General features: G+C 56.5%; 14 protein-coding genes, 1 tRNA gene and 1 pseudogene. 5 read left to right on the top strand and 11 right to left on the bottom strand.

The annotated features are described in order from the left end of the window. The coding region (locus tag AC1DPX_RS19260; RefSeq protein WP_477238855.1) for a transposase domain-containing protein at positions 1–133 on the top strand (133 nt) is incomplete at its 5' end. 37 nt (positions 134–170) lie between these two features. Here the strand turns inward: AC1DPX_RS19260 and AC1DPX_RS19255 are convergent. The 5 genes from AC1DPX_RS19255 to AC1DPX_RS19235 form a co-directional block, all read right to left on the bottom strand. Then, a complete protein-coding gene (locus AC1DPX_RS19255) occupies positions 171–1,955 on the bottom strand; it encodes an SIR2 family protein (RefSeq protein ID WP_477238819.1) in 1,785 nt (594 codons plus the stop codon). After that, the gene (locus AC1DPX_RS19250) at positions 1,955–7,192 is read right to left on the bottom strand and encodes a phosphorylase family protein (protein ID WP_477238817.1); all 5,238 of its coding nucleotides are present in this window, start codon (positions 7,190–7,192) and stop codon (positions 1,955–1,957) included. The genes AC1DPX_RS19255 and AC1DPX_RS19250 overlap by 1 nt, the downstream gene beginning before the upstream one ends. A 217-nt stretch (positions 7,193–7,409) precedes the next feature. After that, positions 7,410–7,889 carry a hypothetical protein gene (locus AC1DPX_RS19245; protein ID WP_477238815.1) on the bottom strand — a complete coding sequence of 160 codons (480 nt, stop codon included), beginning with the start codon at positions 7,887–7,889 and terminating at the stop codon, positions 7,410–7,412. Between the two features lie 400 nt (positions 7,890–8,289). Beyond that, positions 8,290–8,535, bottom strand: a complete 246-nt coding sequence (locus AC1DPX_RS19240; protein WP_477238853.1) for a transcriptional regulator — start codon at positions 8,533–8,535, stop codon at positions 8,290–8,292. A 282-nt stretch (positions 8,536–8,817) separates the two neighbouring features. Next, a complete protein-coding gene (locus tag AC1DPX_RS19235) occupies positions 8,818–9,054 on the bottom strand; it encodes a helix-turn-helix domain-containing protein (protein ID WP_224685811.1) in 237 nt (78 codons plus the stop codon). A 192-nt stretch (positions 9,055–9,246) separates the two neighbouring features. Between AC1DPX_RS19235 and AC1DPX_RS19230 the strand changes: the two genes are divergently transcribed. Then, positions 9,247–9,726 (top strand): helix-turn-helix domain-containing protein, encoded by a 480-nt coding sequence (locus tag AC1DPX_RS19230; protein ID WP_477238851.1) that lies wholly within the window; start codon positions 9,247–9,249, stop codon positions 9,724–9,726. Positions 9,727–9,742: 16 nt separating this feature from the next. On the opposite strand, the gene AC1DPX_RS19225 is transcribed toward AC1DPX_RS19230, so the two are convergent. The 4 genes from AC1DPX_RS19225 to AC1DPX_RS19210 all read right to left on the bottom strand — a co-directional run bounded on the left by AC1DPX_RS19225 (position 9,743) and on the right by AC1DPX_RS19210 (position 13,393). Further along, complete coding sequence (locus AC1DPX_RS19225; protein ID WP_477238813.1) at positions 9,743–10,996, bottom strand: CapA family protein; 1,254 nt, start codon at positions 10,994–10,996, stop codon at positions 9,743–9,745. Between the two features lie 74 nt (positions 10,997–11,070). Beyond that, positions 11,071–11,919 (bottom strand): transporter substrate-binding domain-containing protein, encoded by an 849-nt coding sequence (locus tag AC1DPX_RS19220; RefSeq protein ID WP_477238811.1) that lies wholly within the window; start codon positions 11,917–11,919, stop codon positions 11,071–11,073. 51 nt (positions 11,920–11,970) lie between these two features. Continuing rightward, complete coding sequence (locus tag AC1DPX_RS19215; RefSeq protein WP_477238809.1) at positions 11,971–12,720, bottom strand: ABC transporter permease; 750 nt, start codon at positions 12,718–12,720, stop codon at positions 11,971–11,973. Between the two features lie 13 nt (positions 12,721–12,733). Further along, positions 12,734–13,393, bottom strand: a complete 660-nt coding sequence (locus AC1DPX_RS19210; protein WP_477238807.1) for an ABC transporter permease — start codon at positions 13,391–13,393, stop codon at positions 12,734–12,736. Positions 13,394–13,663: 270 nt separating this feature from the next. On the opposite strand from AC1DPX_RS19210, the gene AC1DPX_RS19205 reads away from it, so the two are divergent. The 3 genes and pseudogenes from AC1DPX_RS19205 to AC1DPX_RS19195 all read left to right on the top strand — a co-directional run. Then, positions 13,664–14,581, top strand: a complete 918-nt coding sequence (locus AC1DPX_RS19205) for a LysR family transcriptional regulator (protein WP_477238805.1) — start codon at positions 13,664–13,666, stop codon at positions 14,579–14,581. Positions 14,582–14,868: 287 nt separating this feature from the next. Beyond that, a complete protein-coding gene (locus AC1DPX_RS19200) occupies positions 14,869–15,111 on the top strand; it encodes a hypothetical protein (RefSeq protein ID WP_477238803.1) in 243 nt (80 codons plus the stop codon). Between the two features lie 24 nt (positions 15,112–15,135). Continuing rightward, positions 15,136–16,236, top strand: a pseudogene (locus AC1DPX_RS19195) (recombinase family protein); the annotation flags it as partial. A gap of 21 nt (positions 16,237–16,257) precedes the next feature. Here AC1DPX_RS19195 and AC1DPX_RS19190 read toward each other — a convergent pair. Together AC1DPX_RS19190 and AC1DPX_RS19185 are read right to left on the bottom strand one after the other, a co-directional pair. Then, entirely contained in the window at positions 16,258–16,557 is a 300-nt protein-coding gene (locus tag AC1DPX_RS19190; RefSeq protein WP_477238801.1) for a hypothetical protein, read from the bottom strand. 210 nt (positions 16,558–16,767) lie between these two features. Further along, a tRNA-Asn gene (locus AC1DPX_RS19185) sits at positions 16,768–16,842 on the bottom strand. Positions 16,843–16,980: the final 138 nt, after the last annotated feature.

The raw sequence follows: 16,980 nt of genomic DNA, 5'->3' as shown, positions 1-16,980 counted from the left end.
ACTCAACGGCGTCGACCCGTACGCCTACCTTGCCGACGTCATCACCCGCATCGTCGCAGGCCATCCGCAAAGCCAGCTCGACGACCTGCTGCCCTGGGCCTATGCCACCGCGCCACTCAAGGCCGTGGCCTGAGAACAGCGGTTACGCGCCACCGAACCGCAGCACAGATCTATTGCCACCTTACTCGCGCAGCGACACGTGCGAAGTTTTGAGCAAAAAGGTCTATGAATTCGGGGTCGCCCAGGGCAAAGCCTGAGCGCACCAAGTTCGATTTAAGCGGGTCCGTCTGTATTTCGTTGAGAATTTTATCCCTGTTCTTGCTATCCCACGCAGCACGTCCAAAAGCCATGAATTCCCAGCCGTTCTGAGGGTCGCCTTGGAGGGTCTCCTTGACTCGAGCCTTTGGATACCGTTCGAAATTCCCCAATGATCCAAGAACTTCAAAGCGCTCAAACATGAGCTCGAAGTCCGGGATAAGGCCAACAAAAGTCTTCGCCCATTGCTGAAATATGGTCAGCAGATGATCGCTGAGCGCTGTCTTACGTTTTTCAAATCCTTCAATATTTTTGAACGCCTCGTTCTCATCTCCATCCCAAACATTCAGGAAAAGAACGTCGATCAGGCGCTGCGGCTCTCCATACTGTTGATCAACCTTCGCATCAAACAACCTGTGAAGTGTTGCCCATCGCGTTGCGCGCGTAAGCCCAAGACCGTATGCCGTGAGAATGAGTACTGCTGGATATGAGCGTATGTTTAGTAGCCTTACAGAGCCACCACCAGGTCGCTTGGCATTGGTGTAGAGGCTCTGGATAATATCCAGCACGAGCGAAAGCTCCGTATCATCTCCCCAGCGACCGAGAATGCCGACCATGCAGGCTAGTGCCTCGGTGGCGGCTTCATAGCTGCGGACATGCGAACGGAAAGCGTCGGCGTCTCCATGCGAAATGATTTCAAACTCGGACGTGCCTAGTTGCGCTAACAGACGATCCGCTTCCTGGGCAAACAGTTCATCCATCTGGATGCGGTACTCCGGCTTTGCCAGAAAACGCTTTGCACTGCTGACCAAAAGTTCAATGCTGAAAGGGTTCTGGCGCTTACTCTGTTCGAGTGTTTCGACGCGCTGCTGCAATCCTCGAAAGAAGCTGTCTGCGTCATTGATGGCGATCACGCGCGCACGGCGATGATCAACGATTGTCTGTGCGCCGCTACCAAGATTTCCGCGAGATGCCCAGAATACTGAGTAGCGACGGTTTGGTGCTCGAAGAAATGCTGCACGCAACGCACTATCCCACTCGCCCGACCAACCACAAACGATGAGGCCGTGTTCGTCCATAATACGATCAAGAAGCGTGTCATATTGTTTTGGATAGCCGCTAAGCTCGGCCTCTGTGTTCAGAATCCGCGCGTCCTTGTAATCGCCATGCAGCTTGAGGATGTAGCAAACGCTGTGTGTAAGTGGCTCAGCGCCGGAAAGCGCGTCAACGGATGAAACGATTGTCGGCTCGATTCCGCGCTCTCGCAACGCGTTTTCCATGAGTCGATCAAAGTTGGTTGTGACGATCACGCGGATGTAGCCGCTACGCACAAGTTCTGCGATAGCATTGTGTGCAGCCGTGGGAATTTTGCGCCCCTCTTCACGATCCTCATCACTCGGCTCGATATAGCTGTGCAGGATTGAGCGTCGCTCCTCAGGAGATGAGGCCAGCTCTTCAAGGAGTCTGGAGTAACTGGGTTCCTCTCCTGCCGTCTTGCGGTACCACGCGGCCCAGTCGGTCTGATCCTCTATTCCCTGCGCCAGTGCGGCACGGCGGATCAGGTCAAGTGTGATTTCCCAACCGGTAGGAATTTCCGCTGCACGCGAAAGGCCAGACCCCAGCAGCACGGCAAACACACCCTTGTTCTCGTACACCGAGAAAGCCAGTTGTGTGAGTGGATCACCAGCGAGAATACTCATTACTCACCACCGACTGATGTTGCTTTGCGCCGGGAACGAGCATTCCTTGAACGGCGGGGAAGCCTCGGCCGCCGTGAGGCGGGCGTGCTCCTAAACCGGTTGTCAATCTGATCGAGTGTTTCCCTGGCGGTATATGCGTTTGCCTGAAGCAGGTCTTCAAACAGCTCGGTGCCGAGTTCACGTGTATCCGGTCCTAGGCGATGAAGCGTAATTGCTATGTCTACGAATTCAGGGGCAACGGTTGCGGTGCCAGTGCTCATGTCGGCGAGTTCGGTGCGCCAGTTGGCAATCAATCCACGCGCAAATCTTCCGACAAGTTGTCCGGAGTGAGGGAGCAGTGTCTGTAGCCTCTCAACAACGAAACTGGAATTCACACCTTTAGCGGTGGCGAGATGCTCTTCTATCGTCCTCAGCAACCCTATCCAGTGCGACTCCGGCGTTATCTCATCGACAAGGCGGAAGAGATCGAAGACTGCAATCCAGGCGAGCTTGTCTGCGATTGGAATGATTTTCTGAAGCAGGGCTGAGCACGCGACCTGCCATTCCGCTTCAGGCCAGACATTTACTGCCGCGTATGCAGCGCCGACCCTCGCGTTCAAAAGCTCGGGTTTGGAAAGGATTTCGTCGAGAAGCTTCTTAGGCCAGTCAAGGCTGGGCCGGACGAGAGAAATAAGCGCGACCAGTTCGCCATATCCTTGCTCATTGCTAGCTGATGCGGAGTAGTCCCAGCGCGAAAGTAGAGAGCCGACAAAGGCATCCGCCTTCCAATGAAGCTGAGCCAACAGACGCAACCCTTCATGCGTGAAGGCAAGCTTGGGATACTGGTTGAACAGGCGATCCAGAAAACCGGTTAGTTCGTTAATATGCGCCGAAGGCACGTACGGCAAAAATCTTAGCAGCGCCTCCCAGATTCGGCTATCGTCTTCTGCGCTTAGCTGCTCATTCAGCATCGATATAAGGCGTGGATAATCTTTGTTGCGAAGGAATATCTGAAACAGAACGTCAATAATTGTATAGTTACCATGGGGCAGAATTCTTAGTCCACCCATCCCCCATAGTATGCTTTCCTGTCGCTCTTCTTTTTCGGTATCGACTGTCGCAGCCGTGAAAATTCCTTCATCGTCATCACCCTCGTCCTCGTCCTCGTCCTCGTCATCGGAATCCTCACGTTCTGGAACCGGGGGCTTTTCCGCAAGCCAGCTTTCGAGCAACGTGATGGTTTTTTCATCGATGTTCAGATTACGCCGGACGAGCCGCTCGACAGCTCTGGCCGCGCTTCCGCGGTACTCTTCACCAGAGAAGCCGTGCTGATCAAGGTGATCAATCAGCTGCAGGATGAGTTCGRCAGGGACCGTTTCTGCCATCGCGTCGAGCGCATATCCAGCTGCGCGAGTTCCGATGTTGGGCGTCATCTTCTTAATGATTGCGGAAGCCCGGTCTGGGTACGACTTTGCGAATTCGGCAAATTCTCGTGAGAGCTGAACATTCCCGCCCTTCATCCAGTCCTTCGGATTGTCCCAACCAATGGCGTCGGGCAATTCTGTGAAAGCGTTGATGATGTCGTCATCACTGGCCTTCGCCAGATTTTCGGCTGCTATCGATGATCCGATCCATTGAGGGCCGTAGGATCGCACGCCATCTTTTTGAGCAGGAAACTGCCGTCGCTGCTCGGTGATGAACCGCTTCACCTGTTCGGATGTGCGCTCAGGCGGTAACGCCTCCAGAAGATCAGTCTTCAGGCGACGGATACGTTGACCAAAATAGCGCCTTAAGCTCGCATCTAGCCCCGATCGTGGCTTTGGAGAATAATCAAAGACTGTCCTTTCAAAAATCTTCACCTGACTGTCAGACCAATACGGGCTTGCAGCGCGGATGAGCTTGGTCGTTGTGCTGTGGGTGTCTTGAAAATTTCCCAGATGAAAGCGGTTGGTATCCTGCAGAAAAAACTGAAATGATTGATCGGCGTATTTTTCCGGCTGACTGGCAAGGGCATATGCGAACAGGCGCTGAGCAGGTGTTGAATCATCGTTCTGGTTGCGGTCGATCCAGCTGAGGAATTCCGCTTCGTCCTCCTTTGCCAGTTCTTCGGCCGCTGTTCTTAGCGCGCCTTGAATCGGATGCTCAGGCAAGTCCAGTGGGGACTCTCCATCGAAGCGGAAATCGACCTGATAGCTTAGTGCGAATCCCGGACCATCAGTGTCGTTTTCAAGATCGCGCAACACATCGGTCGCATGGCGGAACCACGGCCACAAAGTTTCCAGAAAATCCTTCGGGTGCTCTCGGGCAAGCGCTTCGAGACTGTCCCATCCGTTGGAGTTCTCAATAACTTTTGTAATAGGCTCGGTCGGTGAGTTCGATATCCGCCAGACAATCCTCTCATCATCGCCCTCAGGTGGAACAAGTGCCGTACGGCGTTGACCTTCTTCTATTGCTAATCTGAGCTGGGCATCCAGCTGAGACCGGACAAATCTCAGTGCCATATCGGGTTGGGATGCGCCAAGGGTTCCCACGATATGATCCAATTCATATGGTGATGTCGTGGAGCGGGCAGCAACTGAACTTGCGATTTCGAGAACGTCTTCTGTCCAGTATGGACAGGACTGAATGACGAACAGTGTGAGACGATCAAACCGTTTGTCCGGTAGCCAGTGAGAGCGTATCAACGAACTGACTATCTGCGGCGCAAAACTGAACGCTCGGGACAGAATAGCCGCTGCTATATTATCCTCGCCAGGTACTGTCATCGCGGTGGCAATTGCGTGCTGCAAACGTCCGAACCATCCATCACTGCCGACAATCGCCTGCAATGCAATCTGGCGATTCGGGGAGGTCAGGGCCTCCCCCATCAGGAGGACTTCCGGGTCTATTGGCTCAGGTTGTTGCCCCAGAAATTCGATCAGGAGATGCCGCAAGTGAACCCTCAGGTTCTGTGTCGACCAGATGGCACGCAGTTCCGTGAGATACGTGGGAGGTTCGACGTCCCGCAGATAAGTCAAAGCAGCCCAGAGTTTCGGCCTGACAAACAAGGAGGCTTCGCGTTCCAGTATGTATCTGGACAGTCGGCCAGTCTGCTGTGAGAACGCGCGTGCAAGCGCGTGTTCGAAGACGGTCTGGTGTGAAAATCCGATTCGCCCGGCCGCGCCATAGCGCGTCAGGATGCCCAAAGCGATCAGGGCATCGAGCTCACTCACGTTTCCCTCAAAACGCGCTGAATTCAGCCACATGGTCTCAAGTTCCGCCATTTGCTCGGAGATATTTCCCGCGAGCTTGGAAAGCTTGGCGCCGTCGGGCCGCTTCAGAATGTGCTCCTCCCAAAGATGATTGAGCATAGTCTGATATTTGGCAAACGGTTCGCTGCCGGCGTTCACCCCTAACTTAAGATATGTCGAAAGCGCCTGCGGCGAGCGCATAACTTCCTGTGCGTTTAAAGGCCAACCTGCCGCCTGGATCCCATGTTCTTCCAAGACGCTGAGTACCGTGCTCCAGGGCGGCAACTCCAGGTTAAGACTTTCGGCACGAATGGTTCGAAGACGGACATCGTGTTCATATTCGAAGGTGCGGGCGGACAAGACAATGTGGATATTCCGTGCGCCGCTCAGCCTGCGTACAAGATTAAGCAGGACATTAAGACGACCGGTGCGTAGGTCTACATACCCAGCCAGCGCGTCAAGCTGATCAATGATGAGCACGGTCGGACGCGTGAGCGACAGCCCAAGTAGAAGCTTTGTCGGAATGTGATCCAGGCCGATGGATTGTGAAAGTCCTTCCTCGTCAGAAATATCGAGGTCTAACAGGTCTGCTTTGATCGCCAGGAATGGAATGTTTTGGTCATGAAGGCGCTGGCCTAATGCTGCCAGCAACGCAGATTTTCCAGCGCCAGGAGGTCCCAAAAGCGCTGTTGTGCTGCTTTCGGAATCTTGAACCAGCGATAACAGGTGATCAAGTTCGGGGCGATGAATTGCGGTGCCGTCCGGCAGAGTCTTAGGCCAGTCTAAGAGTGAACGGGAGGCTTCGAGGATGCTGACGCCCAATGTCGGCGCGGACAAAAATTCGGATTCTGTCGAGACGCCCAGCAAGCGTGACTGAAACTTCTCCTGCAGGAGCCCGAAAGTTTCCCGCGCGCTCAGCCGCACGATGTCGGATACTCGCGCGGACACGAAAAAGCGGAACGAGCCAACTTCGGTGCGCACGAGACTAAGGTCTGGATCGCCAGTTATCGAGCGAAGTTCATCAATTATCTGGTCGATCTTTTCTTTGGGAAACTCGGTGGCTTTTCCAGCGAAATTGAGAACAAGTATTGTTCGCGTGCTTTCAACGCCCAATGATACAGAAGTTGTGTTCTCCTCTACCCCTCCGCGTTCTGGTGTCGTTGAAATTGCTGGTGCCGGACGCGACGCGGGAGAGGTTTGACTCCATGCAGCGAGGAGTTCGAACCCAAACGCCGCAGCATGAGCGGCAGCGACGGGTTGGTAGATGGCATCGAGTTCTGGCGTCTTGTCTTTCCGCATGTCCGAAATGCCACGGACCACGATGCTTGGGGTCCGCTCAAGTGAGCCTGCATAGAGCGCACCGTAGCCTTCCATCTCCAGTGCAAGGGAATCGCCGTAATGTTTCGAAATTTGTTTTTCCAGTTCGGACTCGGCGTCAGCAGATACCGCTTCGACCGAGATGATTGGCGCAACAAAACAGGCTGGCGGAAAAGGCTGAGGATAGACCGATGTGTTCGGGAGCTTCTGTCTGAGCAAATCGCGAATGCGCATCTGCCACTCGCCATCGCGGCGAAGCTTCTTCGCAAGACCAACCAGACGGGTATCAACTGGAAAAGTGTGAGGGCGGCTGGAAAATTCGCCGCCTTGGTATTTGCCAGTGTAAGGAAAATAGACATGGTTTGAGACAACCACTGCTCCGATAGCAGCCTCTGGTTTCCTAGACGCCGCAACACCAACGAACAACATGACCTCGAACGGTCCAAAATCCACAGAAGCATATGTCACGGCACTCTGTGCTGCGTGTGTTCCAGCGCCGGATTCGGTGACGACAACGAGCCACTCATCGCCTGGAGCGGAAAACTGCCCGATCTCAACAATGTTGCCGTCACGCGCCTGACAGGATCCAAGATGGGCTAAATGAGCCCTGACGGCACTCATCTCCATGTCCAGAGCCGTGACAACGAGCGCCCTCCGGAGCCCGCGAGCCTCTGCATCCTTCAGGATTTCGGCTTTATCGACGAGTTTCAAACGTGCCTCGTAGCGTGCAAAATTGCTGTGGCGATTATTATCGCAAATTGACCCTTGGTGTTGAGCATGTAAGCACTATACGGCGATGGCGGGTCGCTTCAATTACTCTTCGCAGGTTACCCCGAACAAATCCGTATGATTGGATAAGGCAATCCCTTACACCCTCAGCGTCTGTTGTGCGGAGTATCACGAATTAGGTGGTGCTGGCTGGTGGGGACTAGTTAAAGATTGGCGTATCCCAATCAGCCTGATCGCAAACCTCAGCTGCAACAAAATTCATCAAAGCATGACCCGCTGGCAGAAATTCGAGGGTCCGCTCATATGTAAACGGAGCTGGCATCTGATGCTTGTTGCCATGTGCAACATTGTTCCTCAATTGACCGTAGCTCCTAGACAGCAGTCGATCCCATGAATCGATTGGAGCGTTGTCGCTGTCCCACTTTAGTGTGCCGCCCCACCCGACGGTGAGATATTGCGGAACGGTTTCCTTAAAGATGAGAATGCCTTTGGCAGCAAAATCGAAGCTGGCGAAAGGAAATCTGCTTTCTACATCGACGGAGATCACGTTCCAGTTCACGCCCGCAACTGCGCGAATGCCACGGACGTTCGTTACGTGTGCAAACCGTATGTCGTGATTGACCAAGAAGAATTCGAACTTGGCCGCCGCTAGAATAAACTGGGAAATCTCCTCTTCCATGCGCCAGTACCTCCGTAATGAAAATATACAACATTTGGCGGCAGCAGTTTCATGCAACTGCCATTCCTTTGTTCGATCCAGCCCGAGGCAAGCGAACATTCCGTTGTCACGAAGACAAAATATCGCATCTCCGTAACGCGCGATCAGGTCAAGCCCCTAAGGGCGTGGGAAACCCACGCGGGCATGACGTGTTAGTGCGGGAGATATGATGACAGGAAACGAAGGACTATGTCGAAACATGTGGAGCGGATACGATCGGCTGGCCAACCGACCACGGCCTTTGAAGAGATTCTTCGAACGGCGTCCAACTTCCTCGCAAACCGTTGGAAGGGTTTCATCAAGCCTTTGTCGACAATCGGATGGTGCTAAAACTTGCATTCGCAGATAAGTTCGGCGTTCGCTATTGGCGTTTGGCCAAGCGCACGCCAGCGCCACCGCCGTTTTCCGAAATGAACTCGATGCCCGCCCTTTCAAGGGCACCACGGATCGCGTTCCGATTTGCTATGGTGATCGGTGGGACGCCATCCGCAGCTTCTGCGCGCCTAACTGTCGCCACTCCCACGCTAGCTGCATCGGCCAAATCATCGGCACTCCAACGTATCAACGCTCGCGCTGCTCTGATCTGGGCGCCGGTTATTTCTTTCATATCGTCTAATTTCAAGTTGATCACTTATGACTCATATGATATGAAATCACTCACTGAAGCCTTTCTGCCGCCAAAGTTCATAGGGGCAGGGGCTCACGTATGGACTCGGCTGAGGGACGTGCGTCGGCAGTCATCCCAGGCTGACCACAACCAAGCTTTAGGGAGCTCGGATCATGGCTGATTCCGACAATAGCACGACTTTGCCTCTCGTCACCCGCAGGAGGGTATTTGTGGGAAGTGCAATTGCGAGAACGGGAACCATCTTCCCCGCTAACTGAACATTCAAACCAGAGGATCTAAGAGCCGAACACCTTCGCCCTTTTGACCTGCGGATAAGAATTCGACACCCGCTTTTATCAGGGCCGCCTCAATGGCCTGCAAAGTGCTGATCCGGGAATCCACCTTGCCATTTTCCAACCGGGCCAGCGCATTCAGCGATACGATTGCTTTGTCGGCGAGCTCCTGCTGCGACCAACCAAGCAAAGCCCGTGCGGCTCGAATCTGTCGTGGACTGACCATGAGTCCACAATCGGCAGGCCGATTTTCTTTGCCACATATAGGGTTATTTTACACCCGGTAAGGTATATTAAATGGCGGTCGACATTCGGGGGACCTCGACGGGAGGCCGGGGTCACACCCCCACAATCCCGATCCGGCTGACTATGGGAGCGCAGAAAGGCATTGTTGAAACCGCAACGCCTCGTCTTTCGGATGGAGCCGAAGCCAAAGATCGAGAGCGACCCGCATCCCGCCGATCAGCATGTCGGCAGGCAGATTGCGACCGTTCGCGTCCAGTCCGACGTATCGCAAGCCCAGCTTGCCCGATCGATAGGCATCAGCTTCCAGCAGCTCCAGAAATACGAGAATGCGCGGAATCGCGTGAGCGCGTCGATGCTCTACGAGATCGCCAGGTCGCTCGGCGTTCCTGTCGGCCGCTTCTTCGAAGGCCTGCCCGGAAACGATGAGACCCGCGTCGAGGCGAGGCCCCTGCCGGTCGATGAGCGCCTGGATTTCATTGCCAGCGCGGAGGGTCGGCGCCTGATCGAGGGGCTTGTGAACCTTCCGCCGCGTGTGCGCGGTCGCGTCTCGTCCCTGATCGCAGCGTTAGGAGAAGAACTGGCCCTGCCAGACTCAGAGGCGGATAGCGAAACGGCCGGCGAATCCGCGCCGGCCGAATGCAAGACCGTCTGACGGCGGGTTGCGCTTGTCAGCCAAATTTTCGGGCAGCTGACACGGCGATGCGGCCGCAATCCGAGGACACTTCGATTTCGACGCCGAACGCCCTCGAGCGGGTCGCGAATCCCTCTAGGATGTCTCGCGCCGCGCTTCCCGTGACGGCGACGGGTACCAATCTGCCTGTTGCTGATCCGAGGGACTGAGCTTCCGCCCCGATCACGACGGGCAGGAGGTCTATTCCCGCGAGGTTTCCGCCCGCATCATAGCGGCACGCGGCGACGATGCTTTGCCAGACTTCCGGTGGATCCCATTCGGTTTCGTCGGGGTGCACATGGAACAGGAAGTTTCCGAGACCGTAGAAGATCGGCGAGCCATTGTAGATTTCCACAGCCTGCAGCACAGGAGCGCCGTGGCTGACGAAGATGTTGGCACCGGCGTCGATGCACATCCGGGCAAAGGTCTGCACCCAGCGCGGCACGTCCTGCCAGCCTGGTTCCCAATGATGGTGGTGTAGATAGGCAATGACGAAATCACCTTGTGCCGCCGCGTGCCGGATGGCGGACAGATGGATACTCGCGCTCCGCTGATCGACTTCGATCAGACGGCCGAAATCGGCGGCTTGCGTGAACACCGTGCCGTAGAAATTGATCTCCTTGCCGGCTGCCACCTCTACCGGGTCCTCCGGTTGCGCATAGTTGGCCAGTTCAAAGGGGGAGCTTTGCAAATGCGCGCCCAGCCTTGCCAGTCTGCTGAAATGTCCGTCCGGCACCCCCATCTTGCGAACGGTGTTCAGGCGATTGACGCCGGGCCGAGCCGGCCGGAAAGCCGTGCGGTCTTCGGCATACATGTTGGCCGGGCCGGGGCCTGCATCCATCGCAAGAAGCGCGACCTCGCGCGCGCCCAGCCGGCGGCGGCTCGGGTTCCTCGCGTCAGTCTCGTCGGCTCCGATGCCGGCATGGAGGAAACCGCGCGCTTCCACCTCCTCCAGCGTCGAGAGGATACCGCCAGCTCCGAGATCGAAGGCGTGGTTGTTCGCGAGCGCAAGCGCGTTGAAACCGATGGCCTGCAATGCGTCGAGCACTTCAGCCCTGGAATATCCGAAGTATTTGCCCTTGGTCGGCCACCCGCCGTGCTTGCCGAGGATCGTCGACTCGAAGTTGGTGAAGACGACGTCGCCTTGGCGCAGAAAATCCGTAACCGTGATGAAGCGTTCGTCTTTGACGTCACGGATGTCGTGCTTGATCAGGGATTGGCCGGTAACGACCGCGCAGAACTGGTCTTTCATGGGGCTCGCCTTGAAGGAGGGGAGGGCGCCGGCGTTCCGGCCAGCGCCACGTCGATGTCGAAGTCGTTAGCCGCCTATTGCGAGACGGCAGGCGAGATGTCGCTCTTGAACCATTTCAGGCTCAGCGCCTTGATCGTCCCATCCTTGGTGGCGGCGTCGATGGCCGCGTTGAACTTGGTGAGCAACTCGGTATCGTCCTTGCGCATGCCCGCGCCGACGCCTGGCCCCCAGAGACCGCCCTTCAGTTCAGGGCCGAAAAACACCACATCCGAGCCAGCAGGCGTCTCCAGAAAATCCCGCCAGGTGAAATAGTCGGCGAGGCCGCCGTCGATGCGACCTGCGGCAAGATCGAGCTTCATGTTGTCCTGGCTGTCATAACTGCGGATGGTCACGACATCGCCCAGCATTTCCTTCACGACTGCTTCCGAATTCGACGAGCGCAGGGCCCCGATCGCCCTGCCGGCGAGTGTCGATCTGAGGCGTTCGATGGTAGCCTTTTCCTTGTCCCCGATGCTCGAGAGGTTGACCTTCTGCTTGATGTCGCCAGGATCGAGACCCAGGTCCTTGCGCACAACGAACTGGTTGAAGCCGGTGGCGTAAGGAACTGAGAACGCGATCTTCTGCTTGCGCTTTTCCGTGATCGCCATGCCGGACATGATGACGTCGAACTTGCCTACAAGCAGTGCCGGAATGATCCCGTCCCAATCCTGCGGGACGAAGGTACATTTGATCTGGATGCGACGGCACAACTCCTGTCCCACATCGATATCGTAGCCGTAGAGTTGACCGTTCGCGTCGGTGCTGTCCCAAGGCGGCGAAGCACCTTCGGAGGCGATCGAAATGACGCGCTCGCTTTGCGCGCCGGCCGGGAATGCCGACATCAGGGATGCGATAGAAACAGCAATAGCCAGGGGTATACGCATGATGCACCTCTTCGTTGGTTAAGATGGAAAGGGCCGCCAAAACCCCGCGGGTCAGGGCAGGGGCGTCGTGATCTCTGGATCAGGTAGGGCGGGGCGCAATCGCGCCTTTCGTCGACGCACCGGATGGCCGTCCGTCGACAGCCGCCGTTCCAGGAATTGGATCGCCTTTACGGCAATCGATGTCAGCAATAGATAGATCGCTCCGGCGACAATGAAGATCTCGTACGGCGCGAACGTCGTCGAAACCATCTGTCTCGCCATGCCGGTGATTTCGAGCAGCGTCACGGTGCTCGCCAGGGACGAACCCTTGATCATCCCGACGATCTCGTTCCCATAGGCCGGAAGCGATATCCTGAAAGCGATCGGGAAGGTGACCAGGCGAGCGATCTGGAAGCGTTTCAAGCCGAGTGACGTGGCCGCCTCGGTGACACCCTTAGGCACGGACTGGAGACCGCGGCACAGGATCTCGGTGGTGTGTCCTGCGCTGTTCAGCGAAAACGTCAGAAGGGCGCACCAAAAAGGATCCCGCAGGATCACCCAGAAGATGCTGGCTCGCACCGCCTCGATCTGAGCGAGGCCATAATAGAGCAGGAAGAGTTGAACCAGCATCGGCGTGCCGCGTATGACATAGGTGTATGCCAGCACCGCGAGCGAGAGGCTGGGACGTCCGAACGCGCGGATGAAGGCCAGCGGCACGGACACAAGAAAACCGGCCGTCAGCGATAAGACCGTCAGGGTCAATGTGAGGCCAACGCCCGAAGGCAGGGCAACCATCGCGTCGAACATCAAGCCGAGGTTCATGGGACGCTCCCTCCTACCGGCCGAGTGCCGGATAGCGCCGCTCAGCCAGCCGGATCGACAGCAGCGTGACGGTGGTCAGCGAAAGATAGAGAGCGGAGGCCGCAAGGTAGAAGGTCAACGGCGCGCGCAACGATCCGGCCCCCACATACGCAACGCGCATGATGTCGGTCAGGCCGACGATCGAAACCAGCGCGGTATCCTTGAAGAGCGAAATCCAGAGATTGCCATAGGCCGGCAGCGCCAGCCGCAGCATCTGCGGTCCGATGATGAACACCCAGCGCTGCCAGGCGTTCAGCCCAAGCGACTTTGCCGCTTCGGTTTGACCCGCTGGCACTGCCGCAATCGCGCCGCGAAACACTTCGGTCGCATAACCGCTGAAGACGACCGAGAGCGCGATAATTCCTGCGGTGAATGCGTTCACCTCCACGTACCGGCCGGCGATCTTGCTGGCGAGCGTGGTTCCGCCGAAGTAGATGAGCAGGATAATGAGAAGTTCTGGCACCCCACGGACAACCGTCGTGTAAGCCGTCACGACTGCGTTGACGCGGGGTAGGGCCGTGCCCTTCGAAATGGCCAGAAACAGCCCAAATGCCGTGCCCAGGCAGCCGCTGACAAGAGCCAGGCTTATGGTCACGGTGAGTGCGACAACAAACTGAGTAGTAAAACCACCCATGGGGCGCGTTCCTTGGTTCGCAATACCGCGAGATACGACGGTCCGTGTCACTCTGACCAAGTCGTATAACCCAGGGTTGCGAATTGTTATATTGATAATTTGGAGTTAATTGAGATATTGCCCAATTTTAACGCTTGAAATTACACACTCAATCTATAATTTTTATTATTTTATCTATAACGCGCCGTTATATACTAAGGCGGTTCGTTGCTCCCCATGTTGGCGGTATCTGCTTCCCGGGGGGCGTTATAAGGGAAAGGAGCGCAGGGCATGGAGTTGCTGCAGAGCGACCTGAAGCTCCGTCAACTGAAGGTGTTCCGAGAAGTGTTGCGGGCCGGTTCGACAAGGCGAGCGGCGGCAGCGCTCGGCATAAGCCAGCCGGCCGTCAGTCAACATGTGAAGCAACTCGAGACCACGCTCGGCATCGCACTCTTCAAGAGATCAGCCAACCGCATCGTCCCCTTGCAGGAAGCCTGGGAACTCCTGCGAAACGTAGAACTTGCCCTGACGTCCCTGGATCGGCTGGAAGCGTCGATTTTCGCAATGAAGAACGAGGAAAAGCAGCGGATCGCGATTGCCGCTCCTTCTGTTTTCGGCTTCGTCACCTTGCCCAAGGTCGTGGCGATTATCCACGCAAAGACGGCTTCGAATGTCCGATCGCTATCGGGAAGCTACGAGCAGATCGGCGAGCACGTCCTGGCCGGGCGGGCAGATCTCGGTATCTCGAGGTTGCCCTTGGATCCGAGTCTGTTTGAGTGGGCGCCGCTTGGGTCGGCCCGAAATGTATGCATCTTTCACCCCGACCACCGCTTTTCAAAACAGACGTGTATCGAGGCACACAACCTGGCAGGCGAAACGATCGTCGATATCGATCCCCAGTTCGCGGCCCACCAAATGAACTTCAATGCAATGCGCTTCGCCGGCGTCGAGCCGGACATACTGGTGGAATTCGATTGCAACGGTCACGAAGCCGGATACGTTTCGGCTGGTCTGGGCATTTCGATAACCAATGAAATCATTGCGCGCGAATACGCGGCGTTTCAGTTGGGAATAAAGCCAGTGGAACCTTCCGCGCTCTATCACTACGTGGCGATTTGGCAGAAGGGCAGGACCTTTTCGAACGCACTGAATGTCTCACTCGAGGCGATCATCGCTGCGTTTTCCAAGGAACCCGCTGCGCGAGGTTGACAGATATTCCTCCCGAAGCGGCAGAGATTGCGTTTGTTCCCGGTATATTTCCAGAGAGACGAAGCCTGATAGAGGAAACTGATAGAGGAAACGGAGCGGCGGATGGGCAGATTCCAACATGTACCGGACCGGCGAGCCATTTCCCGGTTATTGCGCTACGCTGAAGTACGACGCAATCCGCCAAAATGGTTGAATACCGCAGCGGGCGTCCGTCCTTGCGCTTTAGAAGTTGCCGATAATCGTCTGGCGCAGTTCAATTTTGTGCCGATTGCCGGCACAATGGTGCGATGCGCGACAACATATTTCCATCGCCTGCCTGGCAAAGCCATCTCGATCTCTATGACTACGCCCGCGGTAGCAGTGTGCCGGATGCACGGCGTCGGCGCCGCGCAGGACGTGTTGCCGAAGATGGTCGCGACGTCAACATCTCCGATGACTGGCCGGACCGAGTCCCGGTCACTGACGTCGAACTCGATGTCTTCGAGGTTCAATTCGGGGCGTTGTTGGACGAAATGTTGCGCCAAACATAACCATTCTAAAAAGGGAGGCGTCACATGACCCTCACATTGACCAACGCCTTGCCGTCGTCAGGGCGCGCGGCTTTGTATTTGAGAGTTTCGACTGGTCGGCAGGCCGAGCACGATCTTTCGATTCCCGATCAGCGACGTCAGCTCCAATCCTATTGCACAGCGAAGGGAATATCCGTTGTTGCGGAGTTCGTGGAGGCCGGCGCATCGGCAACAGACGACCGCCGGCCGGAGTTTCAACGGATGATGGACGCAGCGGCGCAAAAGCCGGCTCCGTTCGAGTTCATTATCGTGCATTCATTCTCGCGCTTCTTCCGCGACCAGTTTCAGCTTGAGTTCTACGTGCGCCGCTTGGCGAAGAACGGCATCCGGCTCACATCCACCACCCAGGATCTCGGTGACGATCCGATGAGTGTGATGATGCGCCAGATCATGGCGCTCTTCGACGAGTATCAGTCGAAGGAAAACGCCAAACACACGCTTCGAGCTATGCGTGAGAATGCCCGGCAGGGCTATTGGAATGGCTCCCGCGCGCCCTTTGGCTACAGGATCGTCGCTGCCGAGCAGCGCGGCTCGCGGACGAAGAAGAAGATCGAACCGGATCCCGCACGAGTCGATACCGTCCGCCTGATGTTCCGCCTCGCGCGCATTGGCGCGGGAAACGGACCCATGGGGGCGAGGCAGATCGCTGACTTCTTGAACATTCGAGGCATTCGGACCCAGACCGGTGGACGGTGGGGTGTTGGCGCGGTGCATCAAATTCTGACGCGCGAGACGTACACTGGACGCCACCGCTTCAACGTAGCCAGTTGGCGCAAGAAACAGCAGAACCCCGACGACCAGGTGGTTGAAGTGATCGTCGAGCCTATCGTCGACCCTGAGGAGTTTGCCGAGGTCCAGCAAATGATGCGGTCCCGAAGCCCGCAGCTGAAAGCGCCCCGATTCGTGAGCGGAGGCACCTTGCTCGGTGGCGTCTGCTTCTGCGCTGACTGTGGTGGGGCGATGACCCTGCGTACATCGGGAAGGGGGAAACAGTATCGCTACTACACCTGCTGCACGGCAGCGCGTCAGGGAAAGACCGGATGCCGAGGACGCACAGTCCCCATGGAGGAACTCGATACGAAGGTCGTTGCCTATATGGAGGATCGGCTACTGGAGCCAGCCCGGCTGGAAGAGCTGCTGTCGGGGTTGATAAAGCGGCGCGACGAGCAAGCAGAGCGGCGAAAGGGCCGAGTCGCCGAGCTGAAGAGGCAGGCTGGGGACGCCGATGCCAAGCTCACGCGATTGTACGAGGCGATCGAAAATGGCCTCGCCGATTTGGGTGATTCCAATCTTAAAGGGCGAATCGGTGAACTGAAGCAAGCCCGAGACGCTGCGCGTGCCGACGCTGAGCGTGCAGAAGTGCGCACGGAAAGAGGAGAAACCACGATTACGCCGGAGTTGCTTCACCGGTTCGGCCTAGAGGCGCGAAAGAAGATTCGAACGGATAATGGGTTCAGCCGTCACTACGTGCAGGCGCTAGTGCAGCGGATTGAAGTGGGAGATGCCGAAATTCGGATCACTGGATCCAGAATCAAACTTCTGCAGGCGCTTGCCACGGAGCAGGGGGGCTCGGGAGTGGAACCTCGTGCAAGCGGCGTTCGCAGTTTTGATCTGAAGTGGCTCCCCGGGCCGGATTCGAACCAGCGACCAACCGGTTAACAGCCGGTTGCTCTACCACTGAGCTACCGGGGAACGGAGGCTCTTTGAGCAAGTGGCGCAGCCTATAGCAAACACCTTTCGGCTTTGCAAAGAAGCATTTCGCTTTTTTCCGAGACTTTTTCGCGCAGCGGTTTTTTGCAATCGGCGATGTCCGTCCTCATATTAGCCGTC

Source organism: Mesorhizobium sp. 01N446 (assembly GCF_056399285.1).
The sequence above is the reverse complement of the archived record's forward strand: the minus strand, read 5'-3'. Positions and strand labels throughout refer to the sequence as shown.